Origin of the sequence: Mesorhizobium sp. M0152 (assembly GCF_040322415.1) — a bacterium.
GTDB lineage: Bacteria > Pseudomonadota > Alphaproteobacteria > Rhizobiales > Rhizobiaceae > Mesorhizobium.
Map to the genome: position 1 here is coordinate 38647 of NZ_JAMYTH010000008.1, position 16844 is coordinate 55490.

Annotated in this window: 15 protein-coding genes and 1 pseudogene; 8 read left to right on the forward strand and 8 right to left on the reverse strand. The window is 63.6% G+C overall.

Going from position 1 to position 16844, the window contains the following annotated elements; translation table 11 throughout:
- Nucleotides 1-20 precede the first annotated feature (20 nt).
- Nucleotides 21-242, forward strand: coding sequence for a DUF1674 domain-containing protein (locus NKJ26_RS10950; RefSeq protein WP_027025533.1), 222 nt, complete (start codon nucleotides 21-23; stop codon nucleotides 240-242).
- Nucleotides 243-316: 74 nt separating this feature from the next.
- Here the strand turns inward: NKJ26_RS10950 and NKJ26_RS10955 are convergent, their stop codons facing one another.
- Nucleotides 317-982 carry an HAD-IA family hydrolase gene (locus NKJ26_RS10955; protein ID WP_352695266.1) on the reverse strand — a complete coding sequence of 222 codons (666 nt, stop codon included), beginning with the start codon at nucleotides 980-982 and terminating at the stop codon, nucleotides 317-319.
- A 171-nt stretch (nucleotides 983-1153) separates the two neighbouring features.
- Here NKJ26_RS10955 and NKJ26_RS10960 point away from each other — a divergent pair, with 171 nt between their 5' ends.
- The 3 genes and pseudogenes from NKJ26_RS10960 to NKJ26_RS10970 all read left to right on the forward strand — a co-directional run.
- Nucleotides 1154-2023 (forward strand): transglutaminase-like domain-containing protein, encoded by an 870-nt coding sequence (locus NKJ26_RS10960; RefSeq protein WP_352695267.1) that lies wholly within the window; start codon nucleotides 1154-1156, stop codon nucleotides 2021-2023.
- Nucleotides 2024-2360: 337 nt separating this feature from the next.
- Nucleotides 2361-3785, forward strand: a complete 1425-nt coding sequence (locus tag NKJ26_RS10965; protein WP_352695268.1) for a pilus assembly protein TadG-related protein — start codon at nucleotides 2361-2363, stop codon at nucleotides 3783-3785.
- Nucleotides 3786-4182: 397 nt separating this feature from the next.
- Nucleotides 4183-4389 (forward strand): annotated as a pseudogene (locus tag NKJ26_RS10970) (SAM-dependent methyltransferase); the annotation flags it as partial.
- Nucleotides 4390-4452: 63 nt separating this feature from the next.
- Here NKJ26_RS10970 and NKJ26_RS10975 read toward each other — a convergent pair.
- Both NKJ26_RS10975 and acs read right to left on the reverse strand, forming a co-directional pair.
- Entirely contained in the window at nucleotides 4453-5202 is a 750-nt protein-coding gene (locus tag NKJ26_RS10975) for an MOSC domain-containing protein (RefSeq protein ID WP_352695269.1), read from the reverse strand.
- On the reverse strand, nucleotides 5202-7157 hold the full coding sequence (gene acs / locus NKJ26_RS10980) for an acetate--CoA ligase (protein WP_352695270.1): 1956 nt from the start codon (nucleotides 7155-7157) through the stop codon (nucleotides 5202-5204). Before acs ends, NKJ26_RS10975 begins: the two co-directional genes overlap by 1 nt.
- Before the next feature lie 304 nt (nucleotides 7158-7461).
- On the opposite strand from acs, the gene NKJ26_RS10985 reads away from it, so the two are divergent.
- Nucleotides 7462-7734, forward strand: coding sequence for an usg protein (locus tag NKJ26_RS10985; protein ID WP_352606032.1), 273 nt, complete (start codon nucleotides 7462-7464; stop codon nucleotides 7732-7734).
- Between the two features lie 158 nt (nucleotides 7735-7892).
- On the opposite strand, the gene NKJ26_RS10990 is transcribed toward NKJ26_RS10985, so the two are convergent.
- Both NKJ26_RS10990 and NKJ26_RS10995 read right to left on the reverse strand, forming a co-directional pair.
- Complete coding sequence (locus NKJ26_RS10990) at nucleotides 7893-8927, reverse strand: aldo/keto reductase (protein ID WP_352695271.1); 1035 nt, start codon at nucleotides 8925-8927, stop codon at nucleotides 7893-7895.
- Nucleotides 8928-8983: 56 nt separating this feature from the next.
- A complete protein-coding gene (locus tag NKJ26_RS10995; RefSeq protein ID WP_352695272.1) occupies nucleotides 8984-10165 on the reverse strand; it encodes an MFS transporter in 1182 nt (393 codons plus the stop codon).
- Nucleotides 10166-10285: 120 nt separating this feature from the next.
- Here NKJ26_RS10995 and NKJ26_RS11000 point away from each other — a divergent pair, with 120 nt between their 5' ends.
- Nucleotides 10286-11194: a LysR family transcriptional regulator gene (locus tag NKJ26_RS11000; protein WP_352695273.1), complete on the forward strand. Its 909-nt coding sequence runs from the start codon at nucleotides 10286-10288 to the stop codon at nucleotides 11192-11194.
- Nucleotides 11195-11245: 51 nt separating this feature from the next.
- On the opposite strand, the gene NKJ26_RS11005 is transcribed toward NKJ26_RS11000, so the two are convergent.
- From NKJ26_RS11005 to NKJ26_RS11015, 3 genes are all read right to left on the reverse strand, one after another.
- Nucleotides 11246-12295: an aldo/keto reductase gene (locus NKJ26_RS11005; protein WP_352695274.1), complete on the reverse strand. Its 1050-nt coding sequence runs from the start codon at nucleotides 12293-12295 to the stop codon at nucleotides 11246-11248.
- Between the two features lie 118 nt (nucleotides 12296-12413).
- A complete protein-coding gene (locus NKJ26_RS11010; RefSeq protein WP_352695275.1) occupies nucleotides 12414-12671 on the reverse strand; it encodes a type II toxin-antitoxin system Phd/YefM family antitoxin in 258 nt (85 codons plus the stop codon).
- 100 nt (nucleotides 12672-12771) lie between these two features.
- A complete protein-coding gene (locus tag NKJ26_RS11015; protein ID WP_352695276.1) occupies nucleotides 12772-13434 on the reverse strand; it encodes a YggS family pyridoxal phosphate-dependent enzyme in 663 nt (220 codons plus the stop codon).
- A gap of 154 nt (nucleotides 13435-13588) precedes the next feature.
- Between NKJ26_RS11015 and leuS the strand changes: the two genes are divergently transcribed.
- Together leuS and NKJ26_RS11025 are read left to right on the forward strand one after the other, a co-directional pair.
- The gene (leuS, locus tag NKJ26_RS11020; RefSeq protein ID WP_352695277.1) at nucleotides 13589-16213 is read left to right on the forward strand and encodes a leucine--tRNA ligase; all 2625 of its coding nucleotides are present in this window, start codon (nucleotides 13589-13591) and stop codon (nucleotides 16211-16213) included.
- Nucleotides 16200-16781: an LPS assembly lipoprotein LptE gene (locus tag NKJ26_RS11025; protein WP_352695278.1), complete on the forward strand. Its 582-nt coding sequence runs from the start codon at nucleotides 16200-16202 to the stop codon at nucleotides 16779-16781. Before leuS ends, NKJ26_RS11025 begins: the two co-directional genes overlap by 14 nt.
- Nucleotides 16782-16844 lie beyond the last annotated feature (63 nt).

Consider the following 16844-nt stretch of genomic DNA (forward strand, 5'->3'; position numbering starts at 1 on the left):
CAATCCGCCGGAAATATCGCATGAACGACGAAACCAGTAAAATGCCTCCCGACAGGAATGACGAGGTGCCGCCAAAGGCGCTGTCGCCCGCCGCCCGCCGCGCGCTGGCGGAAGCCGAGGCCCGCCGACAGGAGTATCGCCGGAAGGAAGCCTCGCTGCCCCGGGAAATCGGCGGCCGTGGCGGCAAGGAGCCCGGTCGCTATGGCGACTGGGAGGTCAAGGGCCTGACCAGCGATTTCTAAGGTATGCTGCTATTCAGGTGAGGCCGGCCTGACCTGAATAGCAGCACAGCTTGAGAGGGCGTTGCACTACATCTTCAGGCGGCGCTGAGTTGCGGCTCGAGTGCGATCCAGCCATGCTCGTCGACGGTGATGCCTATCGTGTCGTAACCTGCGATCGCCGCATGCTGCGTCGCCATTGGATGCTGGTGCGTGGCGTTGATCACCATGACCGCGGCGCCCGCCGCCTCGGCCGCCGCTATGCCGGCCGGAGCATCCTCGAACACCAGGCAATCGCGTGCATCGAAGCCGAGCCGTTCTGCGCCTAGCCGAAAGCAATCGGGCGCCGGCTTGCCGCGGGAAACATCTTCCGCCGCCACGAGCACGGCGGGGACCGGAATGCCGGCGGCCCTCATGCGCAACAGCGCCAGTTCGCGTGGCGCCGAGGTTACGATCGCCCAGCGCTCCGGCGGGAGCGCATTGAGAAACGCCGCGGCGCTGGCGATCTGAACGATGCCATCCAGGTCTGCGGCCTCGGCCTTCAGCAGCAGATCGGCCTCATGCGCCGGATCGACGCCCGGAAGTGCCAGGCCGGTGATCGTCTCGATCGCCCGCACGCCATGGATCGTCGGCAGGAAGGCCGCGACGTCGAGGCCCTGGCGGCGCGCCCAGTCGCTCCAAACCCGTTCAGCCGAGGCGATGGAATTGATGAGCGTGCCGTCCATGTCGAAGAGGAAGGCGGCGAATTTTCTGCCTGCGTACATGATTTTCCTTGGATCCGGGGGGCGTGATGTCGAGGGAAGGGCCGACCGTAGCGTCAAGCCGCGGGCATGGGAAGGCGCGCCGCCGCCTTTTCGGAAGGTCCAGGGAACCGCGTCCTCCTTCCGGCGTTTCGGTCATGTTTGCTTTTCCATGATGATCGAGGGGGGCTCGCGATGCTGATACGGCTCGGCTATGAAATCGCCATCGAATGTGTCCAGGCAACGCCGGTGATTTCGCTGCTCGAGATCCACAGCGACAGGCAGGCCGACATCAAGCGACAGACGCGCGTGCTGACATCGCCTGCGGTGCCGACCAGGCTCTACCGCGATCCGCATGGCAATGCCTGCCGCCGTTTCACCGCACCTGCCGGCGGCTTTCGCATCCTGTACGACGCAGTGGTCGAGGACAGCGGCCAGCCCGATGAGGTCAACACGCTGGCCAGGGAAGTGCCGGTGGCGGAATTGCCGGACGAGGTGCTCGGCTATCTCCTGGGCAGCCGCTATTGCGAGACCGATCATCTGAGCAATCTTGCCTGGCAGCTTTTCGGCCATCTCCCGCCAGGCTGGGCGCGGGTGCAGGCGATCGTCGACTATGTGCACAGCCGGCTGTCCTTCGGCTACGGCTATGCGCGTTCGACCCGCACGGCGGCGCAGGCGCACGAGGAACGGGTCGGGGTCTGCCGCGACTTCGCGCATCTGGCGATCACGCTCTGCCGCTGCATGAACATTCCGGCGCGCTATGTGAACGGCTATCTCGGCGACATCGGCGTGCCGGTCGATCCGGCGCCGATGGATTTCTCGGCCTGGTTGGAGGTGTTCCTCGAGGACAGATGGTACACGTTCGATCCACGCCACAACATGCCAAGGATCGGCCGCGTCGTCATCGCGCGCGGCCGCGACGCCATCGACGTGCCGCTGCTCCATAGTTTCGGCGCGCATCGGCTGAGCCGGTTCAAGGTGTGGACCTACGAACAGGAGAGCAATCTGTTCAAACCGCCCCATCACGCCATCGATCGGACGATCAGCGCGCAGATGCTGACCTGACCTGAACCTCATTACACCTCTGTTGTTCGCGCACCATTCTGGTCCTGCACCTTTGGGACAGTTGGTCCGCTTCGGCACAGACGCACTGTGCCGCAGCGGGACGCCGCCGAGCACTCCGCGACCACAGGGTCTTGAGCATGGCAAGCGGCTCGTAAACGCGCCTGCATCCGTGTTTTCCTGTTTACCAATCGTTCACCTTCGCAAAGGGCGAAGGCAAACAAAAACAAACGGTTGATGGCGTCTGGGCGCGTTCCGGCGCCTGGCGACCGCATCCGGCCGGAATCCTGCATTGGCCTGTCCGCGCGGCGACGAGGCCGAGGCATGCGGAGGTTGCAGGATGCGGAATTACGGGGGTCTTGTTCACTTGGTCGGCGGATTCGCCAGACATAGCGGTGGAAATTTCGCGGTCCTGTTCGGCTTTGCTGCCTCGGTCTTGGCGCTGGTCGCCGGCTTCTCGGTCAATATCTCGCAGCTCTACAATGCCAGATCGAGCCTGCAAGGCGTGGTCGACGCCGCGGTGACGTCGACGGCACGCGACCTGACGACCGGCGTCATCAAGGAAGCCGACGCCAACAAGTCGGTGCAGACCTTTCTCGACGCCAACAGCACGGCAGGCATTCTGCAAACCGACCAGATCGTGCTGGACAGGCTGATCGTCGACAGGACCGCCAATACGGTGCAGGCCGACGCCCATGTCGATGTCGCCTTGTTCTTCCCGATTTTTGGCACCGGCGATACCAAACGCGTCACTGCCTCGACGACGGCGCTCTATTCCGACAAAACCATCGAAGTGGCGATGATGCTCGATGTGACGGGGTCGATGGCCGCCAACTGGCGGGCCAAGACGGACAAGATCGGCGACCTGCGCAACGCCGCTTCGAGCGCTGTCGAGGATCTTCTGGACAACAACATCGATCCAAAAAAGCCGCGCGTGCGCGTGGCCATTGTTCCTTATGCCGAAGCGGTGAATACCGGCGGCCTGTCGGATAGCGTTTTCGTCGAGCAAGCGGGCGGCTCGGACGTGCCGCCGCCGGTGGAGAACACGCCGGTCCTGGTGTCGTCAGGTCCGACGGCTCCCGACAAATGTGCCACCGAGCGCAAGGACAAGGACGGCTATGCCGATTATTCGTCCGCCGCACCGACCGAGCCGCGCCTGAACAAGCAAGGCAAAACCTATTTGGCCAGGGTAAATCGCGACGATCACATGGACAGCTGCCCGAGGCCGGAACTGATTCCGTTGACGGCGGACAAGCAGAAACTGCTCGACACGATTGCCGATTTCCGGGCGGGTGGCGTGACTGCCGGTGGCATCGCAGTGCAATGGGGCTATTACATGCTCTCCCCTTCCTGGCGCTCCGCCATCGTCGATGCCAGGCTGGGCGCCGGGCCTGCCAATTTCGACGTCAAGAAAGTCGGGAAGGTCGCCATCCTGATGACGGACGGCCAGTTCAACACCGCCTTCGCGGGCGGGCGCGGTGCCCCAAGATCGCAGAATGCCGGCCAGATGTCGCGAGGCAATGCCGAAGGCATTTGCGATAACATGAAGCGCGACGGCATCGAGATTTTCACGATCGGCTTCGACCTGGACGATCCGTCCATGACGGCGACCGAGAGGGATCAGGCAAAGAGTGTTCTCAAGGACTGCTCCACTGCGGACACGTCCTCGCTGAGACACTATTATGAGGCCGCGACGGGTCCAGAATTGGAGGACGCTTTCAAAGCCATCGTGGAGAACATCGAGCGACTGACCGTCGCCAAATGAAATTCTGAGCACCAGATGGGCCTGGTGGAGCTGGCCAAAGGAAAAGGCCGCCGCTTCTCTCGAAGCCGGCGGCCTTCCGTGTTTCCGTCCGTGGCGCGGCCTGTGGCGGCGACCCATGAGGTCACCAGCCGCGCATCTCGCGCCTTAACGGGAAGACTGCTTCCCGAAAGTGCAATCCGCTGAGGCCACGTTCTGGAAAACGAAATCACTCGACATCGGATCACCTCCTTTCGATTTGTTGAACACACACCAATGATGGGGTGCATTGCAGCAAAAGACAAGGTGCCAGGTTCGAAATAGCCGACCGAGCGAGCTTCCGCGCCGCGGCAGGTTGCTATTGACTGATCTGACGGGCAAACTCTTGCCGGGGTCGCGCCATCGTTCCGGGAGAAGTGGCATGGAAGCAGCCGACAAGGCCGCCCGGATCGTGCGAACGGTTGTCGAAACGCTGAAGCCGGGTTTCGCGGTCAGGCTGTGGACCGGCGAACGGATCGGTCCGGCCAGCGGTCCCGTGCTTGTCATCAACGACCAGGATATCGTCTGGCAGATGGTGCGCCGGCCCTCTTTCTCGACGCTGATCGAGATGTGGATCTCCAAGACCGTCGCCACCAAGCGCGCGCGGGGGCCGAGCGGGCTGCCGCCGACGCGGGCCGACCTTTATCGGTGATTACCGGAAACGCATCGCGTCACCGACCTTGACGCTGGCCGGCTGGTCGACGGTGCAATAGACGCCGAGATTGTGCGCGTTGTGGCGAACCAGATTGCGCAGGATCGCCGGGTCGTGGTCGAAGCCGTCCTGGGCGATGATGGTGAAGCCGCAGCGGCGGCACGGCTCCGAGATGGTGAGCAAGAGATCGCCAACCGCAAGCTTGCGGCCGATCCATTCGGTTTCCGGAAACGAGCCTTCGACCGGCTTCATGTCGACGACGATGTTGGGACGGAAGCGGCGCGGATCCACGATGCCTTCGGGATGCAGCGCCTTCAGGCGCGCCAGCGAGGCCGTGGTCACAAGGTGGACCGGGGCCTTGCGATAGCGTTCCGCCGTCAGCGGACCGGAATAGCCGGGAGGAGCGTTTTCCCGGCGAAACGGCCGGATCGACGCTTCGAAGCCGAGATAGGCCGAAATAGCGGAGTCGCTTTCGGCGCCGGGTGCGGCCAGCCAGTCGCCGCCGGGCACGGCGACCTCCAGCTCGCCGCCGCCCGTCAGCCGGGTGCGGATCAACGGCACCTTGTGCCATTTCGCATCGCGGTCGGGCCGTGCGATCTCATTGTCGGCGGCATCGACGAGGCCGAACATGCGGTCCCCGTCGACGCTTTCGAGCCCGACCGAGATCGCATCCAGCCGCTCGCCGGCAAGGGAACTTGCCGGATAGCGCCAGAGCTCGCCGACAGTGCCCAGCAAAGCCTCGTCCCGCATCAGCCCTTCTTGTTCTGCCGGTTGGCGACCAGGTCGTCGACGACGGCCGGGTCGGCGAGCGTCGAGGTGTCGCCCAAGGCGGCAAAGTCGTCCTCGGCGATCTTGCGCAGGATGCGGCGCATGATCTTGCCCGAGCGCGTCTTGGGCAGGCCGGGCGCGAACTGGATCTTGTCGGGCGATGCGATGGCGCCAATCTCCTTGCGGACGTGCGCGATGAGGTCCTTGCGCAAATCCTCGGTCGGCTCGACGCCTTTCATCAGGGTAACGTAGCTGTAGATGCCCTGGCCCTTGATGTCATGGGGATAGCCGACCACGGCGGCTTCCGAAACCTTGTCGTGGCTGACGAGCGCCGATTCCACTTCGGCCGTGCCCATGCGGTGACCGGAGACGTTGATGACGTCGTCGACGCGGCCGGTGATCCAGTAGTAGCCGTCGGCGTCGCGGCGGCAGCCATCGCCGGTGAAATACTTGCCCTTGTAGGTGGAAAAATAGGTCTGCACGAAGCGATCGTGGTCGCCATAGACGGTGCGCATCTGGCCAGGCCAGGAATCGGCGATGCAGAGGTTGCCGTCGGCGGCGCCTTCCAGCACCTTGCCCTCGCCGTCGACCAGCTGCGGCTTGATGCCGAAGAAAGGCCTTGTCGCCGAGCCTGCCTTGAGGTCGGTGGCGCCGGGCAGCGGCGTGATCAGGATGCCGCCGGTCTCGGTCTGCCACCAGGTGTCGACGATTGGCACCTTGCCGTTGCCGACGACGTTGAAATACCACTCCCAGGCTTCCGGATTGATAGGCTCGCCGACCGAGCCGAGCACACGCAGCGATTTGCGCGAGGTCTTCTTCACCGGGTCGTCGCCGGCGCCCATCAGCGCGCGCAGAGCGGTCGGCGCGGTGTAAAAGATGTTGACCTTGTGCTTGTCGATGACCTCCCAGAAACGAGACTGCGACGGGTAGTTCGGTACGCCTTCGAACATCAGCGTGGTGGCGCCGTTGGCCAGCGGCCCATAGACGATGTAGCTGTGGCCGGTGACCCAGCCGACATCGGCGGTGCACCAGTAGATATCGCCGTCATGGTAGTCGAAGACGTATTGATGCGTCATCGAGACATAGACGAGATAGCCGGCAGTGGTGTGCAGCACGCCTTTCGGCTTGCCGGTCGAGCCAGACGTGTAGAGGATGAACAGCGGATCTTCCGCCTTCATCTTCTCGGGCTTGCATTCGGCTTTCACCGTCGCGGCTTCGTCGTGGTACCAGACGTCGCGGCCCGGTACCCAACCGACCTTGCCGCCGGTGCGGCGCACGACCACCACCTTGTCGACCTTTGTGCCGGCCTTGCCGGCGATCTCGACCGCCTTGTCGGTGTTCTCTTTCAGGGGAATCGTCTTGCCGCCACGCAGGCCCTCATCGGTGGTTATGACCATGGTGGACTTGCAGTCGTCGATACGCCCTGCGAGCGCATCGGGCGAGAAGCCGCCAAAGACCACCGAATGGATGGCGCCGATACGCGTGCAGGCGAGCATCGCATACGCGGCTTCCGGGATCATCGGCATGTAGATCGTGACGCGGTCGCCCTTCTTGACGCCATGCTTCTTCAGCACATTGGCGAAGCGGCAGACATGCGCGTAGAGCTCGTTGTAGGTGATCTTCCTGTCGTCGTAGGGGTTGTCGCCTTCCCAGATGATGGCGGTCTGGTTGCCGCGTTTCTTGAGGTGGCGGTCGATGCAGTTGTAGGAAACGTTGGTCTGCCCGTCCTCGAACCATTTGATCGAGACCTTGCCGTCGAAGGAGGTGTTCTTGACCTTGCCGAAGGGCTTGAACCAGTCGATCCGCTTGCCGTGCTTGCCCCAGAACTTGTCCGGGTTCTTGACGCTGTCGGCATACCATTTCAGGTAAGTGTCGTTATCGATCAGCGCGTCTTTTTTCCACGCCGGCTGAACGCGGTGGACATGAACCTCGGACATTTCCTGACTTTCCTCCCAAACCAAACGCCGACTTGAAATGCCAGCGGGATCACGGCGACGCGGCCGCGAATTCCGCGGCATTATTACCAGTTCCGCGGTGACGGCAACATTAGACGTTGGATTCGCGCGGCGGGATGCCGCAGGCGGCTTTGCCCGGGCTGTCAGCACTCAGCCGATGCCGCTGCTAACTACATGTTTTCGCGCGGAAAACCCCTTCTCGATCAAGAAAAAATCAATAGACAGTTAAACAACGGCACGCACAATCCGGTGTCGGGAGGAAAGGAGAATCAATTTGGGGACCGGCATGCGCGATCATTCCGAAATGGACCTGATGCTCAGGGGCTATGGCCTGACCACGGCCAAGATTCTTTATCACTTCCCGGACCATCCGCATCTCTTGCAGAGCTTCATCTGGCAGGACTACGATCTGGCGCCGCAGTTTCCGGTGCTGATCAAATTCATCGAGTTCTGGAAGGCCAAGCTGGACGGGCCGCTGCATTCGGTCAGCTACACCCACCAGAAGCTGATCGCGCCGAACGAATGGCGCAAGGTGGATGGCGAGTTCGTGCTGCATTAGTTTCTTGGCGCAGAAGTTTTGACCCTGGCGATTGGCGGAAACATCAATGACTTCGTCATCCACGGGTCTTCGCGACGCCGCTTCGCGGCTGCTCCGCCCGTGGATGACGAAGTTGGGGTTCCGGCTGCCCTATCCCAAAATGAACGACCGCGACGGGTTCACACCGCCGGCGGGTTGAGCCGGGCAAAGCCTTCCTGGCGGCGATAAGGAAAATACGGGTAGGGCGCGGTGACCTCGCTTGCCGCATCGAGCTTTCTCATCTGCTCCGGCGTTAAATTCCAGCCGACGGCGCCGAGGTTCTGGCGCAATTGTTCCTCGTTGCGGGCGCCGATGATGACGGAGGAAACGGTCGGGCGCTGCAGCAGCCAATTGATGGCGATCTGCGGCACCGTCTTGCCGGTTTCCTCGGCCACCGCGTCGAGCGCGTCCACGACCCTGTAGAGATGCTCGTCCGCGACCGGCGGGCCGAAACTCGCGGTGTCGTGCAGCCGGCTCTTTTCCGGCAGGGGCTGTCCGCGGCGGATCTTGCCGGTCAGGCGGCCCCAGCCGAGCGGACTCCACACCAGCGCGCCGACCCCCTGGTCGAGGCCGAGCGGCATCAGCTCCCACTCGTAGTCGCGGCCGACCAGCGAATAGTAGACCTGATGTGCGACATAGCGCGGATAGCCGTGCCTGTCGGCCAGCCCAAGCGACTTCATCACTTGCCAGCCGGAGAAATTGGAGACGCCGACATAGCGCAGCTTGCCGGCGCGCACGAGTTCGTCCAGCGTCGACAGGACTTCCTCGATCGGCGTGCCGGCATCGAAGGCGTGCAACTGCAACAGGTCGATGTAGTCGGTGCCGAGACGCTTCAGCGCTTCTTCGACCGATCTGATCAGCCGCGAACGCGAGGAGCCGTAATCGGCTGGCCCATCGCCCGTCGGCAGCGCGATCTTGGTCGAGATCAGCACGGCATCGCGCCGGCCCTTGATGGCCTCACCAAGCACTTGTTCCGAGGCGCCGTTCGAATAGACGTCGGCGGTGTCGAACAGATTGACGCCGGCTTCGAGGCAGATGTCGATGAGCCGCCGCGCTTCCCTGGCGTCGCTATTGCCCCAGGCGCCGAACAGCGGGCCGGAGCCGCCGAAGGTTCCTGCGCCGAATGAAAGTGCGGGCACTTTCAGGCCCGATGAGCCGAGACGTCGAGAGTCCATTTTTTCACTCCTGATGATTTGGAAAGAGGTCGAATTGATCTGGCTGCCGGCCATCCTCACGATCGAACGGAGGCAGGCGTATCGAGCGCCGGGGTGCGATCGAGACGCAGCGCCAGTCCCGCCACGCCGAGCGCCGCGACCGGCAGCAAGGCGGCGACCCAGGTGAGCGAACCGAGGCCGAGACCATGGGTGATGACCGCGCCGCCGAGCCAGGCGCCGGCGGCGTTGCCGAGATTGAAGGCGGCGATGTTGAAGGACGAGGCGAGGCTCTGGCCGGCACCTTGCGCCTTTTCCAGCACCCACATCTGCAATGGGGCCACGGTGGCGAAGGCGGCGGCACCGAGCAGGCCGACATAGATGACGGCCATTACCTGGCTGTGGATGGCGAAGCTCATGGTGGCCAGCACCAGGGCCAGCACGACGAGACTGCCCAGCACGGCCGGCACCTGCCAGCGATCGGCGACCTTGCCGCCGGCGAGATTGCCGGCGATGAGACCGCCGCCGAAGACGAGCAGGATCGGCGACACGGCCGCCTCCTGGAAGCCGCTGATCTCGGTCAGCAACGGGGCGATGTAGGTGAAGACGGCGAAGACGCCGGCATAGCCGAGCACGGTGGTTGCGAGGCCGAGCAGGACCGGCGTGCGGCGCAGCACGGCGAGATCGGCGCGCAGGTCGCTCTTTTCGGGCGCCGCCTCACTGCGTGGCACCAGAGCCAAGATGACGGCGAAGGCGGCCAGGCCAACCAGGGTTACCGCCCAGAAGGTCGCGCGCCAGCCGAAGGCCTGGCCGAGCCAGGTGCCGAAGGGCACGCCCAGGATGTTGGCGATGGTCAGGCCGGTGAACATCAGCGCGATCGCCGAGCCCTTCTTGTTGGGCGCGACCAGCCCGGTGGCGACTACAGAGCCGACGCCGAAGAAGGTGCCGTGGGCAAAGGCGGTGACGATGCGGGCGCCCATCAGCGTCCAATAGCCGGGCGCCAGCGCGCAGGCGAGGTTGCCGAGCGTGAATATCGCCATCAGCGCCAGAAGCACGGTCTTGCGTGGCCAATTGCCGGTGGCGATGGTGAGCAGCGGCGCGCCGATGACGACGCCCAGCGCGTAGCCGGAAATGAGCTGGCCGGCGGCCGAGATCGAGACGCCGAGATCCTTGCTGACGTCGAGCAGCAAACCCATGATGACGAATTCGGTGACACCGATGCCGAAGGCACCAGCGGCGAGGGCATAAAGAGCAAGAGGCATGGCGATTTCCACTTCGACGGCGAAGAGGCGCCGTCCCGCGCCCCGACCGGGAAGATCGTGTCGCCATGCGCTGTGAACCAGACTTGCGCTGGGCAAATTTTCTGTGAAATAGATTCACAAATGGCTAGGCCCGATATCAATCGCTCCGGCGAGATCGAAGTGTTCGTGCGCGTCGTCGAGACGGGCAGCTTTTCGGCAGCGGCGCGGGAACTGCGCATGACGCCGTCCGCGGTCAGCAAGCTGATCGCGCGGCTGGAGATGCGGCTTGGCGCGCGGCTGGTCAGCCGCTCGACGCGCAAGCTGCAACTGACGCCCGAGGGAACCGCGTTCTACGATAGCGGGCTGCGCATCCTGGCCGACATCGCGGCGGCCGAGCGCGAGGCGGCTGCGGGCGCGGCACCGCGCGGACGGCTGCGCGTCAACACCTACGTTCCCTTCGGAGTGCACCGGCTGGTTCCGCTTCTGCCGCAATTCCTCGATCGCTATCCCGAGATTTCGGTCGATCTGGTGCTGAGCGACAGCGTCATCGACCTGATGGCGGAACGCGCCGACGTCGCCATCCGTGCCGGGCCGCTCGGCGAATCACGGCTGGTGGCACGAAAGCTCGGGCAAAGCCCGGTGGTGGTGGTTGCCGCGCCCTCTTATATCGAGGCGCACGGCTTGCCGCTGACGCCGGCCGATCTCGACAGGCACAATCGCATGGGCTTCGGTTTCGTCAGGCATGTCGACGGCTGGCCGTTCCTCGACGCGGCCGGAAACACCATCATGATCCCGATCACGGGCAACACGCTGGTCAGCGACGGCGAGGCGATGCGGCTGATGACGCTGGCCGGGGCGGGCATCTCCAGGCTGGCACGCTGGCATGTGGCGGCCGATATCGCCGCAGGCCGGTTGGTGCCGCTGCTGGAGGCGTTTAATCCGGGCGACGAGGAGGCAAGCCACGCCGTCTATGTCGGCCAGGGCCGACATCTGCCGGCGCGGGTACGGGTCTTCCTCGATTTCCTCGGGGAAAGCGTCCGGCTGACCTGACAGGTTCCCGGGAGCCGGCCGGCTCCCGGGATATTCGTCTTGGGCCGAGCGTTATGCCTTCGGGGTGAACGGCGCCGGGCGCCGGCCAGCGGCTTGACGCTCCAGCATCCAGCCGGGATATTCGGCCGGCAAGGCGCTGACCTCGTCGAGGCGGGCGAGATCGCCGGTGTCGAGCTTCAACTGCGTTGCGGCCAGGTTCTGCTCGAGCTGGTCCATGCGGCTGGCGCCGATAATGACGCTCATCACAAAGGGCTTGGCCAGGATATAGCCGAGCGCCACCGTGGCGACGCTCACACCGTGCTTTCCAGCGATCTCGCGCATGACGGCGACCGCTGCCCAGGCCCGGTCCTCGTTGACCGGCGGAAAGTTGAAGGACGCGCGGCGACCCTCGCCATTGCCGGGCGCGCCGGGGCCGTATTTGCCGGAGAGCAGGCCGCCGGCCATCGGCGACCATACCATCAGCCCAAGCTTCTCCTCGTTGATGAGCGGCACGATCTCGCGTTCGAGATCGCGTCCGGCGATCGAATAATAGGACTGGACGGTCTCGAAGCGGGCAAAACCCTTGCGGTCGGCGATGCCGAGCGCCTTGGCGATGCGCCAGGCCGCCCAATTGGAAACGCCGACGTAGCGGACTTTGCCGCTGGCAACCAGATCGTCCAGCGCCCGCAAGGTTTCGTCGATAGGCGTCACCGTGTCGGTGCCGTGCAGTTGATAGAGGTCGATGTGGTCGAGCTGCAGCCGTTCGAGGCTGGCATCGACCGAGTCCATGATGTGACCGCGCGAGGAGCCGCGCTGGTTCGGGCCTTCGCCCATGGCGCCGTAGACCTTGGTGGCGACGATCACGTCCTGCCGATTGATGCCGAGGTCCTTGATCGACTGTCCGAGCAGCTTCTCGGAGGCGCCGAAGGAATACACATCGGCGGTGTCGAAGAAATTGACGCCCGCGGCAATGGAGCGGGCAACGATCTCGTTGACGCCCTTCTGGTCGAGACTGGCAATCAGGCCCCATTGGGCATTCTGCCCAGCGGCGCCGAAAGTCATGGTGCCGAGGCAGAGTTCGGAGACGAACATCCCCGTATTTCCAAGCTGGTTGTAACGCATGATGGAAGCTCCAGAGAGTTTGTGATGGCACAAAACAAATAGGAACGGCACGTTTCGTTTCAACCATTGGCGCAATGGACCGGTCGAACTGGATCATTCTTGCCGCTGGTGCCGAAACTTATCGGAGATGGACCGCTCGGATCATTGTGTTCGGGCGGCGACTGACCTCCTCGACAAATTCGTCGTCCCACTCGGGGCCGGAGAGAAGATATTCCGCAAGGGATGGCTTTGCGCCAATCAGCCGTTCGTAGTCCTCGACTGCTAACACTACGGCAGATGGCTTCCCTCGCACGGTAATAGTTTGCGGCCCTTTTTCGCGCGACTGTCGTACCAGCTTCGAGAGATTGTTTCTTGCGTCCCGCAGATGCCAGTTCAAGAAGGTTACTCCTCGCTAACGCGCAAGATGTGCTCGATCCGTCTGTGCATGATAGCCTGAAAAGTCACGGACGACAGGGCCACCGCAGAGCAGATGGTTTTTACCGGCTGCCGAAAATAGCCGAGCCTACCCGGACGCTGGTGGCGCCGAAGGCGATCGCCGTCTCGTAATCGCCGGACATGCCCATCGATAGGTTTGCGACACCGGCCTCCCGCGCCAATTTTTCCAGCAGGGCGAAATGCGGGCCGGGGTTCTCGTCGGCCGGCGGAATGCACATCAGGCCTTCAATGGCAAGACTATGGACATCGCGGCAGCGTGCGACGAAGGCGACGGCGTCGCGCGGCTCGATGCCGGCCTTTTGCGGCTCGGAACCGGTGTTGACCTGGATGTAGAGTCTTGGCGCACGGCCCTGCCTGGCGATCTCCTTGGCGAGTTCGGCGGCGATCTTCTCGCGGTCGACCGTTTCGATGACGTCGAATAGCGCCACCGCCTCTTTCGCCTTGTTCGATTGCAGCGGGCCGATCAGATGCAGTTCGACATCCGGAAAAACCGCCTTTAGCGCCGGCCACTTGCCTTGCGCCTCCTGCACCCGGTTTTCGCCGAAGACGCGCTGGCCGGCCTCGATGACCGGGCTGATGTCGGCGGGATCAAAGGTCTTCGACACCGCGACCAGCGTCACCGCGCCGGCTTCGCGACCAGCCTCGCGCTCGGCGGCGGCGATCTTCGCCTTCACCGCGAAAAACTGCTGAACGGTGTCGCTCATGTCTAAATCCTGCTGTTTGACCCGCGTTTTTGTCAGACGCGATACCCATATGGTTGACGGGTTTGCCAAACCATGGTGAACACCCGGACCACATTCCCTGGATTGCCGAGCAGCCGCCAGCAGTCCGCGCATGCTTTTAAGTGAAAAACGTCCCATGGCAACCGAACGATACAATCCGCGCGCGTCAGAACCCAAATGGCAGAAGGCCTGGGCCGCCAGGAAGCTGTTCGAAGCGCACAATGACGATCCGCGTCCGAAATACTTCGTGCTGGAGATGTTCCCCTATCCGTCGGGACGCATCCATATCGGCCACACCCGCAACTACACGATGGGCGACGTGGTGGCACGCTACAAGCGGGCCAAGGGCTTCAACGTGCTGCATCCGATGGGCTGGGACGCTTTCGGCATGCCGGCCGAGAACGCGGCGATGCAGAACAAGGTCCATCCCAAGGAATGGACCTACCAGAACATCGCCACCATGCGCGAGCAACTCAAGGTCATGGGCCTGTCGCTGGACTGGGCGCGAGAATTCGCCACCTGCGACGTCGACTATTATCACCGCCAGCAAATGCTGTTCCTCGATTTCGTCGAGAAGGGGCTGGTGACGCGCAAATCCTCCAAGGTGAACTGGGATCCGGAGGACATGACCGTGCTCGCCAACGAGCAGGTCATCGACGGGCGCGGCTGGCGCTCGGGCGCGCTGGTCGAACAACGCGAGCTGACGCAGTGGTTCTTCAAGATCACCGACTTTGCGCAGGACTTGCTGGATTCGCTCGAAGGCCTCGACGAATGGCCCGAAAAAGTGAAGCTGATGCAGCAGAACTGGATCGGCCGCTCGGAAGGCCTGCTGATCCGCTGGCCGCTGGCCGCGCCGATAGCGGACGAACATGAGCTGGAAGTCTACACGACAAGGCCCGACACCATCTTCGGCGCCTCTTTCATGGCTGTCGCCGCCGACCATCCGCTGGCCAGAAAAGCCGCCGAGAGCAATCCGGCGCTGGGCAAGTTCATCGAGGAGGTCCGGCACATGGGCACCTCGGCGGCGGCGCTGGAGACAGCCGAGAAGAAAGGCTTCGACACCGGAATCCGCGTCGTTCATCCGTTCGACGACAGCTGGACGCTGCCGGTCTACGTCGCCAATTTCGTGCTGATGGAATACGGTACCGGCGCTATCTTCGGCTGCCCGTCGGGCGACCAGCGCGACCTCGACTTCGCCAACAAATACGGCCTGCCGGTGATCCCGGTGGTGATGCCGGAAGGCGCCGACGCGAAGACGTTCCAGATCACCGAAGAAGCCTATGACGGCGACGGCGTGATGATCAATTCACGCTTCCTCGACGGCATGAAGCCGCCGGAGGCATTCGACGAAGTGGCGAAGCTCCTGGAGCAGAAGACGATCGGCAACCGGCCAATGGCCGAGCGCAAGGTGAACTTCCGCCTGCGCGACTGGGGCATTTCGCGCCAGCGCTACTGGGGCTGCCCGATCCCGATGATCCATTGCGAGGATTGTGGTGTCGTGCCGGTGCCGAAGGCCGATCTGCCGGTCAAGCTGCCCGACGATGTCGATTTCGACCGGCCGGGCAATCCGCTCGACCGGCATCCGACCTGGCGGCATGTGACGTGCCCGCAATGCGGCAGGGACGCGCGCCGCGAAACCGACACGATGGACACGTTCGTCGATTCCTCCTGGTATTTCGCCCGCTTCACCGCGCCCTGGGCGCATGAGCCGACCGATCCCAAGGCGGCCAACGAGTGGCTGCCGGTCGACCAGTATATTGGCGGCATCGAGCACGCGATCCTGCATCTGCTCTATTCGCGCTTCTTCACCCGCGCCATGCGCGAAACCGGCCATGTCGACTTGGCCGAGCCGTTCAAAGGCCTGTTCACGCAAGGCATGGTGGTGCACGAAACCTACCGCGTCGGCTCGGCATCGAATGGCCGCTGGCTGGCGCCGTCCGAGGTGCGGCTGGAGGATGTCGACGGCAAGCGCCGCGCCGTCGAGATCGCCACCGGCGAGGACGTGACGATCGGCCCGCTCGAGAAGATGTCGAAGTCGAAGAAGAACACGGTGAGCCCGGAAGACATCACAGATGGCTACGGAGCCGACACGGCACGCTGGTTCATGCTTTCGGATTCGCCGCCCGAGCGCGACGTCGAGTGGACCGACGATGGCGCCGCCGGCGCGCACCGCTTCATGCAGCGCATCTGGCGCCTAGTGTCGACCGCGGCCGAAACGCTGGCGGGCGTCAAGCCTGCCACGGCTGGCGCCGGCGAGGCCGGAGCAGTTTCCAAGGCGACGCACAAGATCCTGAAGGCGGTCGGCGAGGATATCGAGAAGCTCGGCTTCAACCGGGCCATCGCGCGCATCTACGAACTGGCCAATGCGCTGACCGCGCCGCTCAACGAGGTGGCGGAAGACAAGGCGGATTCGGCGCTGAAGGCCGCCTGCCGCGAGGCCGTGGAGATCCTAGTGCATCTGGTCGCGCCGGTCATGCCGCATCTCGCCGAGGAGTGCTGGGAGGCGCTCGGCGGAACCGATCTGGTCGCCGAACGGCCGTGGCCGGTGTTCGATCCGGCGCTGGTCGTCGACAACGACGTCACCTATCCGATCCAGGTCAACGGCAAGAAGCGCGGGGATTTGACAATTGCCCGCGACGCGGATCAAGGTGCGGTCGAAAAAGCGGTATTGGCTCTCGACTTCGTGCAGAAAGCACTCGAAGGTAAGGCACCGCGCAAGGTGATCATCGTGCCGCAGAGGATCGTCAATGTCGTTGCCTGATCGGGAAAAGACAGACGTCAGCCGTTTGCTGCGCCGCATCGCGCTTGCCGGCCTTATCGGCTCGCTGACGCTTGCCTCGGCCTGCACGGTGCGGCCGCTTTATTCCAACGCGCCGCTGTCGACCGGCTCGACCAGCGCCAATGCCGAACTGGCATCGATCGCCGTCAAGCCGGTCAACACGCGTTACGCCCAACAGGTGCGCAACAACCTGATCTTCGGGTTTGGACGCGGCGCCGGCGAGCCGGTCTCGCCCGCCTACTCACTCAGTCTCGGCGTGACCGAAGCCGTCGAATCCTCGGCGCTCGTGCAGGTCGGAACCGACCAGGACGAGCCGACCGCCGGTTCGGTGACGCTGACCGCCGGCTATACGCTGACCGATGCGAAGACCGGCGTCGTCATCGCGGTCGGCAAGCGTTCGATCACCTCGTCCTTCGATAGGCCGCGTCAGGAGTTTGCCTCGTACCGGGCGCAGATCGATGCCGAGAATCGTGCCGCGCGCGAATTGGCCGAGGCGCTGCAGCTATCCATCGCCCAGGACCTGGTCAGGCACGGCAAGACGGCGGGCTAGAGCGTATCAGGCGAAACGCGCCGGCTACCTGATGCCTCCCCACCTTATGTAGATCTTGGTCGT

What these genes read in the sequence shown, in the direction of transcription:
- NKJ26_RS11015 (WP_352695276.1), bottom strand. Translation starts at nt 13,434, where the DNA reads ATGAGCGACACCGTTCAGCAGTTTTTCGCGGTGAAGGCGAAGATCGCC.
- NKJ26_RS10990 (WP_352695271.1), bottom strand. Translation starts at nt 8,927, where the DNA reads ATGGACTCTCGACGTCTCGGCTCATCGGGCCTGAAAGTGCCCGCACTT.
- NKJ26_RS10965 (WP_352695268.1), top strand. Translation starts at nt 2,361, where the DNA reads ATGCGGAATTACGGGGGTCTTGTTCACTTGGTCGGCGGATTCGCCAGA.
- acs (WP_352695270.1), bottom strand. Translation starts at nt 7,157, where the DNA reads ATGTCCGAGGTTCATGTCCACCGCGTTCAGCCGGCGTGGAAAAAAGAC.
- NKJ26_RS10975 (WP_352695269.1), bottom strand. Translation starts at nt 5,202, where the DNA reads ATGCGGGACGAGGCTTTGCTGGGCACTGTCGGCGAGCTCTGGCGCTAT.
- NKJ26_RS10950 (WP_027025533.1), top strand. Translation starts at nt 21, where the DNA reads ATGAACGACGAAACCAGTAAAATGCCTCCCGACAGGAATGACGAGGTG.
- NKJ26_RS11005 (WP_352695274.1), bottom strand. Translation starts at nt 12,295, where the DNA reads ATGCGTTACAACCAGCTTGGAAATACGGGGATGTTCGTCTCCGAACTC.
- leuS (WP_352695277.1), top strand. Translation starts at nt 13,589, where the DNA reads ATGGCAACCGAACGATACAATCCGCGCGCGTCAGAACCCAAATGGCAG.
- NKJ26_RS11025 (WP_352695278.1), top strand. Translation starts at nt 16,200, where the DNA reads ATGTCGTTGCCTGATCGGGAAAAGACAGACGTCAGCCGTTTGCTGCGC.
- NKJ26_RS10960 (WP_352695267.1), top strand. Translation starts at nt 1,154, where the DNA reads ATGCTGATACGGCTCGGCTATGAAATCGCCATCGAATGTGTCCAGGCA.
- NKJ26_RS10955 (WP_352695266.1), bottom strand. Translation starts at nt 982, where the DNA reads ATGTACGCAGGCAGAAAATTCGCCGCCTTCCTCTTCGACATGGACGGC.
- NKJ26_RS10995 (WP_352695272.1), bottom strand. Translation starts at nt 10,165, where the DNA reads ATGCCTCTTGCTCTTTATGCCCTCGCCGCTGGTGCCTTCGGCATCGGT.
- NKJ26_RS10985 (WP_352606032.1), top strand. Translation starts at nt 7,462, where the DNA reads ATGCGCGATCATTCCGAAATGGACCTGATGCTCAGGGGCTATGGCCTG.
- NKJ26_RS11000 (WP_352695273.1), top strand. Translation starts at nt 10,286, where the DNA reads ATGGCTAGGCCCGATATCAATCGCTCCGGCGAGATCGAAGTGTTCGTG.